A 19,080-nucleotide genomic window follows, 5' to 3' on the forward strand; every position below is an offset into this window, starting at 1 on the left:
GGTGGGGTTTGGGCTCATATGCGGGCCTGGGCTGCTGCCGGGGCCGGTGCGGGCACCGCTGCGGCGGGCAGGGGGTGGGTGCGGCCGGCGCGGACGCCGTTGGCGATGACCACGATCTCGGCGAGTTCGTGCACCAGCACCACTGCCGCCAGACCCAGGATTCCGAACAGGGCGAGCGGCATCAGCACGATGATGATCGCCAGCGAGAGTCCGACGTTCTGCAACATGATGCGCCGGGATCTGCGCGCGTGAGCCAAGGCGTGCGGCAGGTGCCGCAGATCCTCACCCATCAGGGCGACGTCCGCGGTCTCGATGGCCACGTCTGTGCCCATGGCGCCCATGGCGATTCCGAGGTCGGCGGTGGCGAGTGCGGGGGCGTCGTTGACGCCGTCGCCGACCATCGCGGTCGACCGGCGGCCCTTCAGGTCGCCGATGATGCGTGCTTTGTCCTCCGGTCGCAGATCTGCGTGGACCTCCTCGATACCGACGTCGGCGGCCAGCGCGCGGGCGGTGCGTTCGTTGTCCCCGGTGAGCATCGCGACGTGGTAGCCGTCGCGGCGGAGACCGGCGACGACTTCTGCGGCTTCGGGTCGCAGTTCGTCGCGGACCGCGATCGCGCCGAGGGTGCGGCCGTCCTGTTCGATGAGGACGGCGGTGGCTCCGGCGTGCTGCATCCGTTCCACGTCCGCGGCCAGCGGGCCGGGCTCGATCCACCCGGGCCGCCCGAGTCGGATGTCGGTACCGCGGAGGCGCCCGGTGAGTCCGGCGCCGGTGACGGCGACGACGTCCTCGGCGGGAGTGTGGTCGTCGACGGCGGCGAGGATCGCCGCGGCGAGGGGGTGTTCGCTGCGCACTTCCAGCGCCGCGGCCACGGCGAGGACCTGTTCGCGGGTCGCACCGTTGGCGGTGGCGACGTCGATGACGACCGGCTTGTTGCGGGTCAGGGTGCCGGTCTTGTCGAGCGCGATCGCGCGGATGCGGCCCAGCGTTTCGAGGGCTGCGCCTCCCTTGACCAGGACGCCGAGTTTGCTGGCGGCGCCGATCGCCGCGACGACGGTGACCGGGACGGCGATGGCCAGTGCGCACGGTGAGGCGGCGACGAGGACGACCAGTGCGCGTTCGATCCAGACCCGTGGTTCGCCGAACAGGCTGCCCACGGCGGCGATGAGGGCGGCGGCGACCATGATCGCCGGTACCAGGGGCTTGGCGATCGTGTCGGCCAGCCGCTGCGCCTCACCCTTGCGGGACTGCTCGGCCTCGACGATCCGGACGATCTTGGCCAGCGAATTGTCCTCGGCGCGTGCGGAGATCTCCACCTCGAGCACTCCGGTTCCGTTGATGGCCCCGGCGTACACGTCGTCGCCGGGCCCGGCCTCGACGGGCACCGATTCGCCGGTGATCGCCGAGGTGTCGAGTGCGGTGGTGCCGCGGCGGATGGTGCCGTCGGTGGCGATGCGTTCGCCGGGCTTGACGATCATCATCTCCCCGAGCATCAACTCGGTCGGCGACACCGACTGCTCGCGGCCGTCTCGGCGGACCGTGGCGGTGTCGGGGACCAGGGACAGCAGTGCTCGCAGGCCTCGCCGGGTGCGGGCGACCGCGTACTCCTCGAGGCCTTCGCTGATGGCGAAGAGGAACGCGAGCATTGCTGCCTCGCCGACCTCACCGAGGATCACGGCGCCGACCGCCGCGATGGTCATCAGGGTGCCGACGCCGATCTTGCCGCGGGCCAGGCGCCGGAGTGTCGACGGGACGAAGGTGTAGCCGGCGACGATCAGCGCGAGCGATTCGAGCACCAGGGTGACGCGATCGGGTCCGCCGGTCCACCCGATGATCAGCCCTGCCGCCAGCAGGACACCGGCCAGCGCGGCGGCGCGGATCTCGGTGATCTGCCACAGCGTGTCGGGTTCGTGCTCCTCGTCGCCGTCCGGGCGTGGTTCGTCGTGGCCGCAGCCGCACGCGTCACTCATGCGATCACCGCCGGCCCGGCGGACTCGGTGCCGTAGTTCGGGCACAGCGCCACCGCGTTGCCGGTGGCGGCGAGGAGGTTCTCGGCCGAGGCGAGCAGGTCCAGCAGTTCCGGCCGGTCGAGGGAGTAGAACACCTGTCGACCCTGGGGGCGACCGGTGACCAGGCCGCAGTCCCGCAGGCAGGCCATGTGCGCCGACACCGTCGACTGGGCCAGCCCCAGTTCGCTGACCAGGTCCGCCACACGCACCTCACCATCGGCGAGTCGGCGCACGATGGCCAGACGGGTGGCATCGGAGAGGCTGTGGAACAGCGACACCGCGGGATCGAGTGCCGACGCGGTGCCGCCGAGCAGGCACGCATCAGAATTGATCGTCATTCGGCGATGATAGCAGCGCGATCCGGTGTGATCGGTGTATAGCGATCCAGCGCCTTCGTGGGTCCGACGCGGCCGGCCGACCTCCATGAATTACTATGAGTCGTAGTATTTGGATGCGCAGCGGGTCGCCGGTGCGTCGTCAGTGCAGAGGAGTAAGCGTGACTCGGTCCGTCAAGGTCTCGATGGTTCTGATCGCGGTGTTCGCTGTCGCGCTCGCGTCGTTCGTGTTCTGGAGTTCGTCGAATTCCGGAGCATCGGCGGCGGCCGAGGATGCCGCCGATGACCCGGCGGCGGTGGCGGTGCGGGAGAACAGTCACCGCCTGAGCGACCCGCCGGAGAGTCGGGCGACGTTCGTGGAGTTCCTGGACTTCGAGTGCGAGGCGTGCCGGGCGGCGTACCCGGCGGTGGAGCAGCTGCGCGAGACCTACGGCGACACGGTCACCTTCGTCGTCCGCTACTTCCCGATTCCGTCGCACGCCAACGCCGAGCGCGCCGCGCGTGCCGTGGAGGCCGCCGCTCAGCAGGGCCGGTTCGAGGCGATGTATCAGCGGATGTACGAGACGCAGGCGCAGTGGGGTGAGCAGCAGGCGCCCATGGACAACCTGTTCCGCGAGTTCGGCGCCGGCCTGGGCCTGGACATGACCGCGTACGACGCCGCCTACGACGACCCGGCGACCCTCGAGCGGATCCGCGCGGACGTGGCCGACGGGCAAGCGCTCGGAGTGCAGGGAACCCCGACCTTCTTCGTCGACGGCGTCCGCGTCGAGGCGACCGACATCAGCGATCTCACCGATGCCCTCGACGCCGCTCTGCGCTGACCGCGCCGCTGCGCCCGCGACGACACCGACGCGGCCGTTCACGCGGCTGCTGCCGTGGCTGCTGCTGGCCGCGGGAACGCTCGGGTTCGCCTCCGCCTTCGCGCTGACGGTCGAGAAGTTCACACTCGCATCGAACCCGTCCTACGTCCCGACGTGCAGCATCAACCCGGTCCTGAACTGCGGGTCCGTGATGAGCACCGAGCAGGCGTCGGTGTTCGGATTCCCCAACTCCCTGATCGGCGTCGGGGGATTCGCCGCACTGGGCGCCGTCGGCGCCGTACTGCTCGCGGGAGCGGTGTTGTCCTGGTGGTTCTGGGCAGTGGTGCAGGTGGCGATGACCGCGGCCGTGGTGTTCGTGCACTGGCTGATCGGTCAGAGCCTGTACGAGATCGGGGCGCTGTGCCCGTACTGCATGGCGGTGTGGGCGGTGACGGTGCCGGCGTTCTGGTATGTCACCCTGACCAACCTGGACCGCCTCACCACCGCCCACGGCGGACCCGGGTGGGCGAGAGCGCTCGTGCGCACGCATTCTGTCCCGCTGACCCTGTGGTTCCTCACGCTCGCCGGGCTGATCGCGGTGCGGTTCTGGTCGTACTGGAGCACGCTCGCATGAACGCCCACGCATCGGCTGCAGAACGCCGGGCGCCCCGGCGGATCGTTGGCGCCGCGGCCGCGGCGATGACGGTGGTGCTGGCGCTCTCGGGCTGCGCCGGCGGCTCGGACGCGGTCGCCTCCGGAGGAACGTTCGACTTCGTCGCCCCCGGCGGACAGACCGACATCTTCTACGACCCACCTGGCACCCGCGGCGCGATCGGACCCATGAGCGGACCGGACCTGATGGACACCGCCGCCGTCACCTCGGTGTCGGACTTCGCCGGCAACGTCGTGGTGATCAACCTGTGGGGCCAGTGGTGCGGGCCGTGCCGCGGCGAAGCCGACGACCTCGAACAGGTCTACGAGCGCACCCGCGACCTGGGTGTGAACTTCCTCGGCATCAACGTCCGCGACCTCCAGCAGGACAAGGCGCAGGACTTCGTGATCGACAACAACGTCTCGTACCCCTCGATCTACGACCCCGCGATGCGCACGCTGACCGCACTGGGCGGCAGTTACCCCGCCAGCGTGATCCCGTCGACGCTGGTGCTCGACCGGGACCACCGCGTGGCCGCGGTGTTCATGCGGGCGCTGCTGGCCGAGGACCTGCTGCCCGTCGTCCAACGTGTGGCGGCCGAGTGAACGAGCTTGTGGCGCAGGACATCGGAACACGATTCCAGGACCTCGCCGCGACAGGGCCGCTTCTGTTGGCCGCGGCGGCGTGCGTCCTCGCCGGATTGGTCTCCTTCGCCTCCCCGTGCGTGGTCCCGCTCGTTCCCGGATACGTGTCGTACCTGGCCAGCATCTCCGGCGCAGACCAGCCGACCGCGAACAGCGCGGTCGGTGGGATCGCCGCCGGCGGCGCGGCGCCCACCCTGGCGTCCCGGTGGCGGGTGGTGGGGGCAGCGGCACTGTTCGTGGCCGGATTCACCGTGGTGTTCGTGCTGGCGACGGTGTCGGTGTTCGGTGTCATCGGCACCCTGCGGCTCAATCAGGAACTGCTGCAACGGATCGGGGGTGTGGTCACCATCGTCATGGGGATGACCTTCCTGGGATTCGTTCCGGCGCTCCAACGCGACACCCGATTCGCGCCGCGGCAGATCTCCTCGCTGGCCGGCGCCCCGCTGCTCGGCGGAGTGTTCGCGCTGGGATGGACACCGTGTCTGGGCCCCACCCTCGCCGGTGTGCTCTCCGTCGCCGCCGGCACCGAGGGCGCCACCGCGGCGCGGGGAGTGCTGCTGATCACCGCCTACTGCGTGGGGCTGGGATTTCCGTTCCTGGCGTTGGCGTTCGGGTCGAGTTCGGCGGTCCGCAGCATCGGGTGGCTGCGCCGCAACACCCGGACCATCAAGACCGTCGGCGGGCTGATCATGATCGCGGTCGGGGTCGCACTCGTCACCGGAGTGTGGAGTGTGTTCATCAGCTGGATCCGGGACGAGTTCGTCACCTCGGTGATCCTGCCCATCTGACCTGCACCCCGCCGCCCGGACCGCGCACCGTCGCCGTTCGACGACTGTGTCGATGGTGTGACTCCCGGGATCGTTCACCACGGTCGGCCCTCGGTACCGGCGCGGGCGGGGGGCAGTTCGAGCCGGTCACCGGACGCGGCGTTCCCCGGTGGCGAGGGAGTGCAGATACGCGTTGTACGCCAGGTGTGCGGAATCGTCGTCCGAGTGCGTCGACGACGGCGCCGATCTCGACGTCTCGTGCTTGTGCCACGCGATGCAGAAGATCACCACAACCAGCAGTGCGACGGGTTCACCGTACGACCACGCCAACGCTCCGGCGAGTTTCTGATCGGCCACCGGATCCAGGTCCCAGTCCTCCGGCGGGGAAGCGAACGTGGCGAGCATCGGGGTCGTCGACATCATCAGGATGACTCCGAAGAACACGTGCAGCGGCATCTCGACGAACAGATCGAACAGCCGACCCAGGTAGCTCTGCCGGATCGGCAGCGGCCCGACCGCCAGCACCGGGACGATGAACACCAGCCCGCTGAGCAGGAAGAAGACCTCGATGGAGGTGTGCCCGAGCACGGTCGAGGCGAGCGCGTCGAACAACGACGACAGATACAGCCCGTAGTAGCTGAACAGGAACAGCGGAATCGTCACTCCGGGATGTAGCGCGAGACGTCCCGCTCGGCTGCGCAGTCCCCACAGCGCCGCGACCAGCACGGCCCGACCCGCTCCGTGATGCGCGGCGCTGCGCAGCAGCAACCTGCCGGGCGAGCCGACCACCAGCAACGGGGGGACCGCCATCGACAGCGTCAGGTGCTGGAACATGAAGATGCTGAACACTTCGTAGCCGTAGCGTTCGATCTGCAGACCCGTCACCGCCGCCAACGCCGCACACCCGGCGAGGAAGCTCGCCGTACGCCACCGCGGCCACGCCCGCCCGGTCCGCCGCACCCGGTACACACCCCAGCAGTACAGGCCCGCCATGACGGCGGCGGCCAGAGGGAGGATCGGTAGCGGCGGCACGTCCCACGACAGCAGCGCGCCGAGGTCCGGGGGAGCCTGTGGGAGGTCGACGATCGACGACGTCATCTGCGCGGCGTCACGGCTTGTTCTTCTTGCGGATCACCAACGTGACGGCGATCGCTCCCAACCCGAGGACGGCGATACCCAGCGTGGTCAACAGCACCGCGGTGTCCTGCTTGGGTTCGCGTTCGCCTTCGCTGGCCGCGGGATCTCGCGGGTCGTAGGCCGGCGCGGCGGTGGTCGTCGGTGTCGCGGCGGCGCCCGCGGCAGCAGGGGCGTCGGTGGGGGAGGGCGACGAGGGGGCGTCGACCGGGTCGAGGGAGGTCACCGTGAAGTCGTACGAGCCGGTGATGGGGTGACCGTCGGCTGAGGTGACGCGGTAACCGACGGTGTAGCGGCCGACGGGGGCGCCCTCGCGTACCGACACCGTCACGGTGGGGCCGTCGACATCGGTGTCGCCCTGCGCCCACTGCTCGTTGCCCGGTCCCACGACGCTGACCGTGGCAAAGGATTCGTTGATGTCCTGGTTGAAGACCAGTTCGACCCCGATGGGGGCGTAGTCCAGTGCCTGACCGGCTTCGGGGTTGGAGCTGATCAGTTCACTGTGCGCCGCGGCGGGCGCTGCTCCGAGCAGCGCGAGACCGACCGCCAACATCAGGGCCATGACACTGCGTTTCACCGGTACGTCCTTCATCTGTCGCGGCGACCGACGCGCACCCCACACGGTGGGCGTCGCGGGTCTCGGGGTCGGGAAGGGGGGGCGTCCCTCTTACCGGGCGGCGGCGCCGCGGACCCAGCGTATCGGAAATACTATGCGGCGTAGTTTTCGGGTCAGGACTGCAGGACCAGGCAGAGCAGCGCCGAGAAGGTGCTCAATGTCAGGGCCGCGGCGGCGACGACGAGCACCGGCAGGACGGCGACGGCAGCATGGGCGGTCGAGGTGGTGTGCGTGATCGACCCGTCGAGTCGTCGAATCCGGTCGCGCGTGGTCTCGTTCATCAGCCCCAACGCCCAGGACGGGCGGATCGACTCCGCGCCGGAGACGGTGGCCAGGGCTGAGCTCACCGCGGCGGCGCTGGTCGCGCCGGCCGCACTCCGGTCGGCGGCATGCTCGACCAGGACCCGGATCGCGCCCGGCGCCGCGCCGAACAGGGGAATGCGGGGAAAGGCGGCGGCGAGGGTTTCGGCGGCGGCGACGATGGCGTGGTGCCGCCCGCGCAGATGCGCACGCTCATGCGCCAGCACGGCGTCCTGCTGGTCGTGGTCGAGGTGCTCGCGCAGACCCTCGGTGGCGACGATGAACCCCGGGCGCCCGCTCACGCTGTAGGCCAAGGGCAGCGGGTGGTCCAACCACAGCACACGCTCGGGACCCGTCCCGACGCGCGCGACGACCGAGAGCAGGTCGCGGTGCCGTTCCCGGACGAGGCTGCGGGCTCGCCGCTGCGAGCGCGCCGACCGCGCCAGTCGTGCCGTCGCCCCGGCAGCCAGGGCGGCCGAGGTCACAGCTGCGGCTTCTCCGACCCACGGCCGTGCGGTGTGCAGCAGGCTGCTCGCACACGAGACAGCCAGTTCCACCAGCCCCTCGGCGGGGGCGTGATCGGGCCAGAGAAGAACTGCCAGCGCCGCGGCGAGCAGGACGAACACCGCCGCGACGCTGCTGATCCACGCGGTGAGAGCGAGGGACGGGGCCACACTCCGGGTGAGGGCGTCGAGCCAGTACGGGCCCGCAGTGGCCAGGGTGAGCGCCGCGATCACCAGGACCGCTGCGGCGATCATCGCTCGGCCTCGGGGAGGTGGGCGCGAAGGGCGTCGAGTTCGCGTGCGGAGGCGGTCTTCGCGAAGTGCATCAGCACCGCCGCGGAGTCGCCGCTGGTGTCGAGGATGTCCCGCAGCGCCTGCGAGGTCGCTTCGGCGCGGGTCTGCACCGGGGAGTAGATGTAGGCGCGGGAGAGCTTGGTGCGGTGCACCCACCCCTTCTCGTGCAGATGCGTCACCACGGTCAGGACGGTGGTGTAGGCCAGGTCGCGGTCACTGAGCAAGTCACGCAGCTCGTGCACCGACTTGGGGGCATCGCTCTCCCACAGCACGTTCATCACCGCTGCCTCGAGGTCGCCGAGCCTCTTCATCACTGTCAGTTCTCTCTGCCGTCCGTCACTGCGCGCCGTTCGTCGTCTGCCCCACGCTGACCCCCCGCGCTGCGAGCCAGGTGGTGGGATCAGACTTCGCCCCGTCCGCCTGCCACACCTCGTAGTGCAGGTGCGGCCCGGTGGACTGACCGCGATTGCCCACCGTAGCAATGAGATCTCCGGCGGCGACTCGTTGTCCTGCGCTGACGAGAGCCTCGTCGATGTGACCGTAGACGCCGATGGTCCCGTCGTCCTGGCGGATGCGCACCCACAGTCCGAACCCGTCCGCCGGGCCGGCCTCGATGACTACCCCGTCGGTGACCGAGACGATGGGGGTGCCGATGGTGTTGGCGATGTCGAGTCCGTAGTGGGTGCTGCCCCACCGAGGGCCGTAGGCGGAGGTCACGGTCCCCGACACCGGAGACGCGGTCAGCGGCCTGCGGGCGATGGCCTCGCGCAGCGCCTGCTCCGCCTGACGCAGGCCTCCCTTCGCCAGTTGATCGGTCAGCTCACGCGCTGTCCGGTCGAGATCGGGCAGCGCCAGTATCTGCGGGGGAGCAGGCAGTGACGGAGCGGGGCTCGGGGTGGTCGCCGGTCCGAACTCGGCGGCCGCGGTCTCGGTGGGCGCCGCCGAGCTCGACTCGGGGAAGCCGGCGGCCGCCGACAGGACGGCGCCGACGGCGATCGAGACGACGATGGTGCGGCCACCCACCGCCGGGGCGGGTCGACGATGCGCCCCGCGGCGCCGCGGAGTTCCCGCTGCTCGGGTCGGGATCGCCGCGGTGGTGGGCGGTGTGGTGGTGGGCGGCGCGGTGGTGGGCACTACCGCCGGGTCCCTGCGCCGGGGTGCTCGGACCCGGGGGAGAGGCGCTGCGAGACCGGCACCCCCGGCCGGTCCGGTCCGGGAAGTCGACGGGGCGTCCCAGCTCGGGCCTCGGGTCGGTGGGCAGGCCGTCGGGGCGTCCCGCACGAGTTCGTGGCCTCGCACGGGCGGGATCGGGGCTCCCCAGCCGGGGCCGCGGGTCGGTACGGAGGGCCACGTCTCGTCGAGCAGATCGGGTTTACGGTGACGAGCCAAGATCGTGATCCTCAGGGGTGCGGGTCTCGTGATTCGGTAACGAAACGGTGACGGTCAGGCCACAGTACAACTATTCAGCATAGTTTTTCCATCGCTCCCGAGTCGGGCGCCGCCGGTCAGTCGTCCTCGGGAGCGCCCGCCGCCGCGGTTCCCCGCCGACCACGCCCGACGGTCTCCACGCGTTCGCCACTGCGCCCGTCGGTCTCGACGCGTCCGTGACCGCCGTTCGTCGGCAGGGCGCCGAGCATCTCGTTGTACGCCGCGAGTTCGCGATCCTCGTCGTCGTCGTCGGTCCGCCGATCCGACGCCGACCACCGCACGGCGGCGAGGACGGCGGCGAGCAGCAACGGGAGCTCGCCCAGTGCCCAGGCGAGATTGCCCGCCCGGCGCTGATCGGCGAGCAGGTCGGTGTTCCACTCCAGCCGGAGGTTCTCGTAGTACGCCGCGGCGACGGCGGTGTCGGTGTCGATCAGGGCGACGACGAAGGACGCGAAACCGCCCAGGAGCAGGAAGGTGGCAAGGAGACGCGTGGGGCCGCCGACTCGGCGGGGGACGGGATCGAGGCCGATCGTCGACCAGAAGAACGCCAGTCCCCAGACCAGCAGCCAGGCGCGGACGATGATGCCGGCGACGTGGGAGTCCGCGGCCGCATCGAAGAGACCGCCGCGGTAGATCACGAACAGGCTCACCAGCAGCACGGTGGCCGACACCCACGGCGAGGAGGCGAACCGGGTGATCCGACTGCGGAACATCGACAGCAGGAAGTGTCGCCACCCCAGTGCCCCGTCCTGCGGCGCAGCGGTCGGTGTCACGGAGGCCACGAGGGTGATCGGGCGCCCCAGGACCAGGAGCATCGGGGCCAGGATCGTGGTGGCGACGATGCTCGCGATGTGGGCGCTGAACACGGCGGGGGCGTAGAGCCCGACGCCGGAGGACGTGGCGAGCAGCATGACTGCGGCGCCGGCGATCCAGCTGGCGGTCCACCGTCGGCGCCAGTGCAGGCCCAGGCGGCGTCGGCGGCGGGCGGCGAGGAGGTAGATCACGACGGCCAGGACCGCGGCCGAGCCGAACAGCAGGTCGATGCGCCAGTCGAACACCGCGCGGGCCACCGTGAGGGGTCCGTCGAGGGCGAAGCCCAGCACTTCCTCGTGGGCCTGTGGCAGGCCCTCGTCCTCCGGCGCCGGCGGCGGCGTCCGGCCCAGTGCGACGGCCAGGGCCACCGTGGCCAGGAGGACGAGCGTCTCGACGACCGACAGGCGCAGGAACGCCCGGCGACGGTCGACCGTGTCGGACGGCCGCGAGAGTGCGCCGATCAGGTGGCGTCGCTGGCGCCACCCGAAGACGCCGAGCGCGATCAGCGCCGCCGCCTTGCCGAGAACCAGGATTCCGTAGGTCGATCCCCACAACGCCGTCACCGGTACGCGCACCGCGGCATTGACGACACCGGAGACGGCGATGACGGCGAAGGCGACCGTCGCGAAATGCGAGTACCGCTGCGTCGCCCGCGCCACGTCGTCGCCCCGGCGACCGGCGTGGGCGAGCAGTGCGAGCAGTCCGCCGATCCACACCGCCGCCGCCGCGATGTGCAGGATCAGCGAATCGGTGGCGATGTCGTGATCGCCGCCGGTGGAGGAGTGCCCGGACACCGCGCGGGGCATGAGCGTGAGCACCGCGCCCGCGAACAGTGCGGGCATCACTGCGTGGGTGAGGGCGGACCGGCAGATCACGGCGACGACGGCGGCCAGTACCGCGGTCGCCGCCCACGCCGCGGCAGTGTCCACGTCCGCCACCGCGGCGGCGAACAGAGCAGGTTGCGCCGCGACCTCGGAGATCGGTCGACCCGAGGCATCGGACAACGTCAGCGGCACCAGCAGCGCGGCGCACACGGCCCACGCCGACATCGCCGCCGCCGCCGTCCGCGCCGCGAGGTAGCCGTCGAGGTCGAGGACACCTGTTCGCTGCGGCGGGAGGACGAACGCGGACAGCAGCAACGACCCGACGGCGATGGCGGCGCAGACCTCTCCGGCGGCGGTCAGCGCCGGGATGCCGAGCGTGGTGAGCAGTCCCGGGTCGGGCAACCCCAGCAAGGACAACGCCTGCGACGTGGAGCGACTCGCCAGGGCAGCGGCCAGAACGCCCGCTATCACCGGGGCCGCGGTCAGTGCTGCGGCGACCAGTTGGCGCCCCTGCGCGGCGCCTCTGCGGGCGGTGTCGGTCGGCATCGGTCTGCACCCCTTCTCGGTGGCCCGTCCCAGGCGCCCGGGACCGAGACACCGCGACGAGAACCCTGTTCTACTACGGAGCATAGTTGTTGTGGAGGTGCGGCCCTCCCGCCCGCAGGCCCTTGCATACATGCGCATCCGTGCATATGTTGTCCGGACGGCCGACCAGGGTCGACGAAGGAGGAGCTGTGGGACACGGACACGGACACGGTGTAGGCGACAAGGATCCGGTGAGCGCCTCCGGCGCTCACCTCACGCGGTTGTGGATCGCGGTCGGGCTGGGATGCGCCACGCTGATCACGCAGGTGGTGGTCGGGCTGTCCACCTCGTCGCTCGCGTTGCTGTCCGATTCGGCGCACGTGTTCACCGACGTCTTCGGCATCCTGATGGCCGTGGTCGCGATCTCCCTGGCCCGACGAGGATCGGCGCGTTCGGACCGCACCTTCGGGCTCTACCGCGCCGAGGTGTTCGCGGCGTTGTTCAACGCGATCCTGCTCTTCGCCGTGGCGGGATGGATTCTCTACGAAGCGGCCCAGCGCATCTCCGATCCCCCCGAGGTGGCGGGTGTACCGGTGATGGCCGTCGCGACGTTCGGACTGCTGATGAACATCGCCGCCTTCCTCCTGCTGCGCAGCGGCGCGAAAGAAAGCCTGAACGTGCGCGGCGCGTACCTCGAGGTGATGGCCGACATGCTCGGATCCGTCGGAGTCCTGATCAGCGGCCTGGTCACCGTGCTGTTCGGCTGGCGATACGCCGACCCGGTCATCGGCGTCGCCATCGGCCTGTTCGTGCTGCCCCGCGCCTACTCCCTCGGGCGCAGTGCCCTGCGGATCCTGCTGCAACACGCACCCGCACGGCTCGACATCGACGAGGTGACGGCGGCGCTGGCCGCAGTGGACGGAGTCCAGGACGTCCACGACCTGCACGTGTGGACCCTCACCTCGGGCATGGAGGTGGCCTCGACGCACATGGCGGTGCACGACGGGGTCGAGCCGGCCGCGGTGCTGGCCCGGGCGCGGGAGATCCTCGCCGACCGCTACGGTCTCGAACACGCGACCATCCAGGTCGAGCCGGTCCAGGGACAAGGGCGGTGCTCCGAACTGTCCTGGTGACCAGGGACGCATCACGCCGCTCTCACACCAGGGCAGCAGGTGCACCGACGCGCCTGTGGTCGACCGTGTGTCCCGTTCCGTGAGGCGCAGGCCGCCGACCCGAAAATACTATGTATCGTAGTAATTGAGGGGCGGGTGTCGTCCTGTGTCCACGGATGTGACCGGGGGAGTGCATGACGACAGAGACCCTCGCTGCGGGCGACCCCGCCCGCAGCGGAGCCCGCCCCGGGGATCTGCGCGCACGCGCACTGCGCGCCCTGCTCGTCCGCGGCGGCGGAGCAGCCCTGTCCGGGGGACTGCTGTGGGCCGGGTTCCCGCCGCGCGACTGGTGGTTCCTCGCCGTCATCGCCCTCGCGATCCTGACCGCGGTCCTGCGCGGAGTCGGCGTCCGAGCGGGCGCAGCCTACGGCGCCGTGGCCGGCGCAGCCTTCTTCGTTCCGCTGCTGCCGTGGGTGGGTGAATACGTCGGCGCCGCACCGTGGTTGGCGCTCGCCGTCATCCAGGCAGGCTTCGTCGCGCTCTTCGGTGCAGCAGCGGCCGCGCTGTGGCGACTACCCGCGGCGCCACTGTGGATCGCGTGCGCCTGGGTCGGCGCCGAGGCGGTCCGATCCCGCGTCCCGTTCGGCGGTTTCCCCTGGGGCCGCACCGCATTCGGACAGGCGGAAGGTCCCCTGTTGCCGCTGGCGGCGTGGGTGGGCGCTCCGGGCATCGGCTTCGTCGTCGCCCTCGTCGGCGCGGCGACGACCGCCGCCGCCGCCGAGGTGATGGGTCGGCGCCGCGTCGCGCAGCTCATCGGCCCACTCGGCGCGATGGCACTCGTGCTCGCCCTCACCGCGGCCGCGGCAACGGCCACGACACCGCAGTCGGCTCCCGCCGATCGTCGCGAAGTGACTCTCGCGCTGGTGCAGGGCAACGTCCCTCGGGCCGGACTGGACTTCAACGCCCAGCGCCGCGCCGTGCTCGACAATCACGTGGCGCGGACGCTGGAGCTCGCCGCGGACATCGACGCGGGCAGGGCGCTGCGCCCGAGCCTGGTCATCTGGCCCGAGAATTCCTCGGACATCGACCCGCTGCGCAACCCGGACGCCGCCGCGGCCATCACCGGCGCGGCCCGCGCGGTGGGTGTCCCGATCCTGGTCGGCGCCGTCCTGCGGCGCGGCGACGGCACCACCACGAACACCTCGATGGTGTGGGACCCGGTGACCGGACCGGCGGACACCCACGACAAGCGCCAGCTCGTGCCGTTCGGTGAGTACCTCCCGCTGCGCCCGCTCGTCACCGCCCTGGTCCCGTCGGCCGCCCGCGCCGGCAACTTCGTCCCCGGCAACGGTGACGGTGTCGTCGAGATCGCCGGTCTGCGTGTCGCGGTCGCCACCTGTTACGAGGTGGCGTTCGATGCGCTCGTCACCGATGCCGTCCGCACCGGCGCCCAGCTCATCGCGGTCCCGACCAACAACGCCACCTTCGGGCGCACCGAGATGACCTACCAACAACTGGCGATGTCGCGGGTGCGCGCGGTCGAACACGGACGCAGTGTGGTCGTCTCGGCCACCAGCGGTGTCAGCGCGATCATCGACCCCACCGGCGAGGTCACCCAACGCACCGACCTGTTCACCCCCGCCGCCCTCGTGGCGACCCTGCCCCTCGGCGACGAGCTGACTCTCGCGACCAGACTGGGCAGCGCACCCGAAGGCGCCGCCACCGCAGCGGCCGTCCTGGCGCTGATCGCCGCGTCCATCGCGGCGCGGCGAACCCGACGTGGAACACCGAACCCCGCCGGTGCACCCGCGCAGGTGGCCGGCACATGACGACGCCCGTACAGAACCGCCCGGATGCGCGGCCCACCACCGCACGCAGCGCCGCCGCGACCGTCCGCAACACCTGGCGGCGCCTGACGTCGATGCGCACCGCCCTGATCCTGCTGTTCCTGCTCGCGCTCGCAGCGATCCCCGGGGCACTGTTCCCGCAGCGAGACCTCAACAGTCAGGCGGTGGCCGACTACATCGCGTCCCGACCGGCGATCGGCCCCGCCCTCGACGCACTCGGGGTGTTCGACGTCTTCTCGAGCGCCTGGTTCACCGCCATCTACACCCTGCTGTTCGTCTCCCTCATCGGCTGCCTGCTCCCGCGGGTGGTCGACCATGCCCGCGCACTGCGAGCCCGACCGGTCGCGGTGCCGCGCAACCTCGGTCGTCTGACCCTGCACCGCGGCGGTGCCCGCGCCGGCGGCGGGCCCAGAGAGATCGCCGACGAGATCCGCACGCACCTGCCGCGGTGGCGGACCGAGACCAGGACCGAGCCCGACGGCGCCGTCACCGTCTCGGCCGAGAAGGGTTACACCCGCGAAGCCGGCAACCTGATCTTCCACTTCTCCCTGGTCGGGGTCCTCGCCGCCGTCGCGATCGGCAAGATCGTCGGCTACGAAGGATCGGTGATCGTCGTCGCCGACAACGGACCCGGGTTCTGCAACACCTCACCCGCCGTCTACGACTCCTTCCGCGCGGGCAGCGCCGTCGACGGAACCGGCCTGGACCCGTTCTGCGTGCGCGTGAAGAACTTCACCGCCGACTACCTGCCGAACGGGCAGGCCGAGATGTTCACCTCCGACATCTCCTACCAGAGCGGCTCCGACCTGACAACCGGCACCTGGAGCGACTACCAACTGAAAGTCAATTCACCTCTGCGACTGGGAAACCAGCGGGTGTACCTCACCGGACACGGCTACGCACCCACCTTCACCGTCACCTTCCCCGACGGCCAGACCCGCACCGAGACAATACAATTCCGGCCCGACGACGCCACCACATTCCTCAGCAGCGGCGCCCTACGCATCGACCCACCCGGCGGCTCCTACACCGACCCGGACGAGCGGCGCCGCAACCAGATCGCCATCGAAGGGCTCTTCGCACCCACCGCGGAATTCAACGGCGCCCTCCTGAGCTCCCGATTCCCCGAGATGACCGACCCCGCAGTGGCCATCGACATCTACCGCGGCGACGCCGGACTCGACACCGGGATCCCCCAGTCCATCTTCGCGCTGGGCACCTCGATGATCGAACAGGGGCGCCTGGTCAAACAGGACCGAGTCAACCTGCGCCCCGGCCAGTTCGCCACCCTCGACGACGGCACCACCGTCCGATTCGACGGCGCAAAAGAGTTCGCCAACCTCCAAGTCGGATACGACCCCACCCAGAAATGGGTCCTCGTCTTCGCCACCACCATGATGCTCGGACTCGTCGTCTCCCTCACCATCCGGCGCCGACGAGTCTTCGTTCGCATCCGCCCCACCGGCACCGGGCACGCCGAGGTGCAGATGGCCGGACTGGCCCGCACCGACCACGCCGGGTGGGGACCGGAATTCGACACCCTCGCCGACCGGATTCTCCCCGAGCCCACGACCACCACACACCCACGACAGAACGGTCCGGAAGATCATGCTCACTGACACCTTCCGCCGCCGCCCCTCCACCGCACCGAACACGAATCCGGCCGAACCGGGGCGCGCGCAGAACTCCGCACCACACGAGACAGCCGCGTCGGCGCCCGGCCACGACGGAGCACCGCAACCCACGATGAGACGCCCCGCCCTCGTCGTCCTCGTCGCCGCGGCGTTCACGGTGTGCCTGATCCTCGGGTACTGGCAATGGGACCGGTTCACCTCCACCGGGGGCACCGGACAGAACCTCGGCTACACCTTCCAGTGGCCGCTGTTCGCCGCGTTCGTCGTCTTCGCCTACCGCCGCTTCGTGCACCTCGAGGACTCCACCAGCACGACGACCACCGAGCCGCCCCCGGCGTCGGCAGTCACGGAGATCCCGATAGACGTGCTCCCGCCGCGCGTGAGACTGGCGCCGTCGGACACCCTCGGAACCGACACGGAATCGCGCCAGATGGCGCAGTACAACACTTATCTCGCCGAACTCGCGGCACGCTCGGACGCGGACGCGGACGCAGCAACCAAGCAGGTACCGCCGGCGGCACCCCACGACTGACTCACGTCGCAGTGCCGCTCACGCCTGCGACCACGTCGCCTCGTCGGCCGGCCGGGCCGACGACAAGCGCCAACCGATGACCGACAGGACGACAGGACGACAGGACGACGATGCCACTCATCCGGACACCCGCGACAGCGAAAGGCCGGCTCGTCCGGCACGTGCTGGCCTACAACGCTGCACGTCTGGCTCTCGTCGCCGTCGCGGCGGGAGTAATCGTCGTCGTCGATGCCCTGACAGGTCTCGATCTCCCTGTCGTGCTCGTCCTGCTCATCGCGCTGGCGACGAGTCTGCCGCTGTCGGCGTTCGCACTGAGACAACTACGTCGAACGATCAACGCTGACATCGAGGCGGTGGATCGAGAACGTTCGGCCACACGATCAGCCCCCCGCAGCGCACCAGCACCCCGCCGGAACACCGACAAACGAGCATGAGCGCGGCGACCCTGCTGCAGGTCGACCATGCTGTTCGACGAAGTGCGGGACGGTCACCGACGCTCCCGATGGCCGTTCTCACCGCGAGTACGCCACCACAGTGGGGTGGTCGTGGCCCGTCGGGCCGAGTTTCGCGGCTCCACCGGGCGAGCCGAGATCGTCGAAGAAGTCGGCGTTGACGGTGACGTAGTGGGCCCACTCGGCGGGGAGGTCGTCTTCGTAGAAGATGGCCTCGACGGGGCAGACCGGTTCGCACGCACCGCAGTCGACGCACTCGTCCGGGTGGATGTAGAGCATCCGTCGGCCTTCGTAGATGCAGTCGACGGGGCATTCTTCGATGCATGCCTTGTCGGTGACGTCGATGCACGGTTCGGCGATCACGTACGTCACGGCGCCGAGGGCCCCGGTGCGGCGGTGCTGTCGTCCGGGACCGCGTCCGGAACCAGGCGCGGCACGTAGCGGACGTAGAGCACCATGCCGATCAGCTCCACCAGGGTCTGCGTCACGACCACCACCGCGGCCAGGCTCAACGCCGGCGGCAGCGCCAGGGCGAGGGGCAGCACGACCAGCGAGTTGCGGGTGGCGCCGGAGAACACCAGCGCCCGCGTCGCCGGCACGTCCTGCCCGAACACTCTCCCGGCGCCGACACCGATGAACGCCATCACGATCAGGAACACCACGAAGATGGCGGCGGCCGCCGCGAGTTGATCGACGCGGCTGCGGACGGCGTCGATCTGGGAGGCGACGACGACGGCGAGCGTCACCATCATCACCGGCACCATCGCCGCCGCCATCACCTCCATCAGCCGCTCGCCCGCGGGTCGGCGCCGCGCCCACCACTGCGTCGCCGCCGCCAGCGCCAGCGAGATGACGATGAGCAGGACGAACGCTTCGACGAAGGGTGCGATGTCGATGATCGACACCGTGTCGGACCCGACGAACAACCACAGCCACAACGGCAGCAGCGCGATCTGCAGCAGCATCAACAACGGCGCCCCGGCCAGCAGGCGTTCCGATGCGGCGCCGGCCAGGCCGCTGAAGACGATGACGTAGTCGATGCACGGGGCGAGCAGCACCAGCACAACCCCGACCAGGACCGCCTCATTGGCGGCGACGATGCGCGTCAGAGCGAACACCACGATCGGGACGACCACGAAGTTCAGGACGATGACCGCGGTGGTGAATCGGGCATCCCGCAGGGAGCGGCCGATCGCGGCGAACGGCACGGCGAGGAACGTGGCGTAGAGCAGCACGATCAGCACCGGGTTGATGGCGTGCTCGAACGTCGGCGCCGAGGCGGGAACAGCGAGGCCCACTGCGGCACCGACGGCGAGAGCGAGGAGGTACAAGCCGATCTGGTGGGTGTCCCACCACTGCACCACCGAGGTCCGCCGCGATCCGGTCATGACACGTGCCCGGGTGTGGTGATCGTCGATGCCAACCAGCTGCACTGTGGGTTGCACGGCGTCGACGCATCGGGAGTGTCGTCGAGACGGACCAGCGCGCCGGTCAGCGCGTCCCGCAGTACCGTCAGCTGCGCGATCGACTCCTCCGCTCGGGCGATGTGCTCACGCAGGGCTGGCCGCAGCCCGGACTTCACCGCGGCGCAGGAGTCGTTCTCCCACACCCGCAGGATCGTCTTGATCTGCGGCAGAGTCAGATTCAGGCTCTTCGCGGCGGTGATGAACGCCAACCGCTGCTGGGCTCGCTCGTCGTAGATTCGGTACCCGTTCGGGGCCCGGTCCGCCGGGAGCAGACCCTCGCTCTCGTAGAAGCGCAGCGTCGTCGCCGGCACTCCCGTCGCCGAGGATAGTTGCGAGATCAGCAGAGCGGCCATGACCGCACACTAAAGGTTCGAGTCAGCTCGAAGGCAAGTC

The 19,080-nt window shown here is 70.2% G+C and carries 20 protein-coding genes; 9 read left to right on the forward strand and 11 right to left on the reverse strand.

Annotated elements, in window-relative coordinates:
- Window positions 1-14: 14 nt before the first annotated feature.
- A complete protein-coding gene (locus OHB23_RS21875) occupies window positions 15-1,970 on the reverse strand; it encodes a heavy metal translocating P-type ATPase (RefSeq protein WP_222647658.1) in 1,956 nt (651 codons plus the stop codon).
- Entirely contained in the window at window positions 1,967-2,347 is a 381-nt protein-coding gene (locus tag OHB23_RS21880) for an ArsR/SmtB family transcription factor (protein ID WP_222647659.1), read from the reverse strand. The genes OHB23_RS21875 and OHB23_RS21880 overlap by 4 nt, the downstream gene beginning before the upstream one ends.
- Window positions 2,348-2,505: 158 nt before the next feature.
- On the opposite strand from OHB23_RS21880, the gene OHB23_RS21885 reads away from it, so the two are divergent.
- From OHB23_RS21885 to OHB23_RS21900, 4 genes are all read left to right on the forward strand, one after another.
- Window positions 2,506-3,165, forward strand: a complete 660-nt coding sequence (locus OHB23_RS21885) for a DsbA family protein (RefSeq protein WP_328811748.1) — start codon at window positions 2,506-2,508, stop codon at window positions 3,163-3,165.
- Window positions 3,140-3,778, forward strand: coding sequence for a vitamin K epoxide reductase family protein (locus tag OHB23_RS21890; protein ID WP_222647660.1), 639 nt, complete (start codon window positions 3,140-3,142; stop codon window positions 3,776-3,778). The genes OHB23_RS21885 and OHB23_RS21890 overlap by 26 nt, the downstream gene beginning before the upstream one ends.
- 65 nt (window positions 3,779-3,843) lie before the next feature.
- Window positions 3,844-4,401: a TlpA family protein disulfide reductase gene (locus tag OHB23_RS21895; protein WP_261776392.1), complete on the forward strand. Its 558-nt coding sequence runs from the start codon at window positions 3,844-3,846 to the stop codon at window positions 4,399-4,401.
- Complete coding sequence (locus OHB23_RS21900; protein ID WP_222647662.1) at window positions 4,398-5,228, forward strand: cytochrome c biogenesis CcdA family protein; 831 nt, start codon at window positions 4,398-4,400, stop codon at window positions 5,226-5,228. Before OHB23_RS21895 ends, OHB23_RS21900 begins: the two co-directional genes overlap by 4 nt.
- 126 nt (window positions 5,229-5,354) lie before the next feature.
- On the opposite strand, the gene OHB23_RS21905 is transcribed toward OHB23_RS21900, so the two are convergent.
- The 6 genes from OHB23_RS21905 to OHB23_RS21930 form a co-directional block, all read right to left on the reverse strand.
- Complete coding sequence (locus OHB23_RS21905; RefSeq protein ID WP_222647663.1) at window positions 5,355-6,305, reverse strand: cytochrome c oxidase assembly protein; 951 nt, start codon at window positions 6,303-6,305, stop codon at window positions 5,355-5,357.
- A gap of 10 nt (window positions 6,306-6,315) precedes the next feature.
- A complete protein-coding gene (locus OHB23_RS21910; RefSeq protein ID WP_308115841.1) occupies window positions 6,316-6,918 on the reverse strand; it encodes a copper resistance CopC family protein in 603 nt (200 codons plus the stop codon).
- Window positions 6,919-7,070: 152 nt separating this feature from the next.
- Complete coding sequence (locus tag OHB23_RS21915) at window positions 7,071-8,015, reverse strand: M56 family metallopeptidase (RefSeq protein ID WP_222647664.1); 945 nt, start codon at window positions 8,013-8,015, stop codon at window positions 7,071-7,073.
- Window positions 8,012-8,365: a BlaI/MecI/CopY family transcriptional regulator gene (locus OHB23_RS21920; protein WP_222647716.1), complete on the reverse strand. Its 354-nt coding sequence runs from the start codon at window positions 8,363-8,365 to the stop codon at window positions 8,012-8,014. The genes OHB23_RS21915 and OHB23_RS21920 overlap by 4 nt, the downstream gene beginning before the upstream one ends.
- Before the next feature lie 25 nt (window positions 8,366-8,390).
- Complete coding sequence (locus OHB23_RS21925) at window positions 8,391-9,188, reverse strand: M23 family metallopeptidase (protein WP_308115842.1); 798 nt, start codon at window positions 9,186-9,188, stop codon at window positions 8,391-8,393.
- A gap of 371 nt (window positions 9,189-9,559) precedes the next feature.
- A complete protein-coding gene (locus OHB23_RS21930; RefSeq protein WP_222647665.1) occupies window positions 9,560-11,665 on the reverse strand; it encodes a bifunctional copper resistance protein CopD/cytochrome c oxidase assembly protein in 2,106 nt (701 codons plus the stop codon).
- Window positions 11,666-11,853: 188 nt separating this feature from the next.
- On the opposite strand from OHB23_RS21930, the gene OHB23_RS21935 reads away from it, so the two are divergent.
- From OHB23_RS21935 to OHB23_RS21955, 5 genes are all read left to right on the forward strand, one after another.
- A complete protein-coding gene (locus OHB23_RS21935) occupies window positions 11,854-12,777 on the forward strand; it encodes a cation diffusion facilitator family transporter (RefSeq protein WP_222647666.1) in 924 nt (307 codons plus the stop codon).
- A 173-nt stretch (window positions 12,778-12,950) separates the two neighbouring features.
- Window positions 12,951-14,585, forward strand: coding sequence for an apolipoprotein N-acyltransferase (gene lnt / locus OHB23_RS21940; protein WP_328811749.1), 1,635 nt, complete (start codon window positions 12,951-12,953; stop codon window positions 14,583-14,585).
- A complete protein-coding gene (gene resB / locus OHB23_RS21945; RefSeq protein WP_222647668.1) occupies window positions 14,582-16,222 on the forward strand; it encodes a cytochrome c biogenesis protein ResB in 1,641 nt (546 codons plus the stop codon). Before lnt ends, resB begins: the two co-directional genes overlap by 4 nt.
- Window positions 16,212-16,769: a hypothetical protein gene (locus OHB23_RS21950; RefSeq protein ID WP_374198549.1), complete on the forward strand. Its 558-nt coding sequence runs from the start codon at window positions 16,212-16,214 to the stop codon at window positions 16,767-16,769. The genes resB and OHB23_RS21950 overlap by 11 nt, the downstream gene beginning before the upstream one ends.
- Before the next feature lie 110 nt (window positions 16,770-16,879).
- Window positions 16,880-17,203: a DUF4229 domain-containing protein gene (locus tag OHB23_RS21955; protein WP_222647669.1), complete on the forward strand. Its 324-nt coding sequence runs from the start codon at window positions 16,880-16,882 to the stop codon at window positions 17,201-17,203.
- 78 nt (window positions 17,204-17,281) lie between these two features.
- On the opposite strand, the gene fdxA is transcribed toward OHB23_RS21955, so the two are convergent.
- The 3 genes from fdxA to OHB23_RS21970 are packed head-to-tail and all read right to left on the reverse strand — an operon-like array spanning window position 17,282 to window position 19,040.
- Window positions 17,282-17,593: a ferredoxin gene (gene fdxA, locus OHB23_RS21960; RefSeq protein WP_222647670.1), complete on the reverse strand. Its 312-nt coding sequence runs from the start codon at window positions 17,591-17,593 to the stop codon at window positions 17,282-17,284.
- On the reverse strand, window positions 17,590-18,609 hold the full coding sequence (locus OHB23_RS21965; RefSeq protein WP_261776384.1) for an arsenic resistance protein: 1,020 nt from the start codon (window positions 18,607-18,609) through the stop codon (window positions 17,590-17,592). Before OHB23_RS21965 ends, fdxA begins: the two co-directional genes overlap by 4 nt.
- The gene (locus OHB23_RS21970) at window positions 18,606-19,040 is read right to left on the reverse strand and encodes a MerR family transcriptional regulator (RefSeq protein ID WP_222647671.1); all 435 of its coding nucleotides are present in this window, start codon (window positions 19,038-19,040) and stop codon (window positions 18,606-18,608) included. Before OHB23_RS21970 ends, OHB23_RS21965 begins: the two co-directional genes overlap by 4 nt.
- Between the last annotated feature and the right edge of the window lie 40 nt (window positions 19,041-19,080).

Origin of the sequence: Rhodococcus sp. NBC_00294, from assembly GCF_036163995.1 — a bacterium.
Taxonomy (GTDB): Bacteria; Actinomycetota; Actinomycetes; order Mycobacteriales; family Mycobacteriaceae; genus Rhodococcoides.

Excerpts from the sequence above, each read along its gene's own strand:
- OHB23_RS21875 (WP_222647658.1), bottom strand. The coding sequence starts at position 1,970 with ATGAGTGACGCGTGCGGCTGCGGCCACGACGAACCACGCCCGGACGGC.
- OHB23_RS21880 (WP_222647659.1), bottom strand. The coding sequence starts at position 2,347 with ATGACGATCAATTCTGATGCGTGCCTGCTCGGCGGCACCGCGTCGGCA.
- OHB23_RS21890 (WP_222647660.1), top strand. The coding sequence starts at position 3,140 with ATGCCCTCGACGCCGCTCTGCGCTGACCGCGCCGCTGCGCCCGCGACG.
- OHB23_RS21895 (WP_261776392.1), top strand. The coding sequence starts at position 3,844 with ATGACGGTGGTGCTGGCGCTCTCGGGCTGCGCCGGCGGCTCGGACGCG.
- OHB23_RS21905 (WP_222647663.1), bottom strand. The coding sequence starts at position 6,305 with ATGACGTCGTCGATCGTCGACCTCCCACAGGCTCCCCCGGACCTCGGC.
- OHB23_RS21915 (WP_222647664.1), bottom strand. The coding sequence starts at position 8,015 with ATGATCGCCGCAGCGGTCCTGGTGATCGCGGCGCTCACCCTGGCCACT.
- OHB23_RS21920 (WP_222647716.1), bottom strand. The coding sequence starts at position 8,365 with ATGAAGAGGCTCGGCGACCTCGAGGCAGCGGTGATGAACGTGCTGTGG.
- OHB23_RS21930 (WP_222647665.1), bottom strand. The coding sequence starts at position 11,665 with ATGCCGACCGACACCGCCCGCAGAGGCGCCGCGCAGGGGCGCCAACTG.
- lnt (WP_328811749.1), top strand. The coding sequence starts at position 12,951 with ATGACGACAGAGACCCTCGCTGCGGGCGACCCCGCCCGCAGCGGAGCC.
- resB (WP_222647668.1), top strand. The coding sequence starts at position 14,582 with ATGACGACGCCCGTACAGAACCGCCCGGATGCGCGGCCCACCACCGCA.
- OHB23_RS21950 (WP_374198549.1), top strand. The coding sequence starts at position 16,212 with ATGCTCACTGACACCTTCCGCCGCCGCCCCTCCACCGCACCGAACACG.
- OHB23_RS21955 (WP_222647669.1), top strand. The coding sequence starts at position 16,880 with ATGCCACTCATCCGGACACCCGCGACAGCGAAAGGCCGGCTCGTCCGG.
- OHB23_RS21965 (WP_261776384.1), bottom strand. The coding sequence starts at position 18,609 with ATGACCGGATCGCGGCGGACCTCGGTGGTGCAGTGGTGGGACACCCAC.
- OHB23_RS21970 (WP_222647671.1), bottom strand. The coding sequence starts at position 19,040 with ATGGCCGCTCTGCTGATCTCGCAACTATCCTCGGCGACGGGAGTGCCG.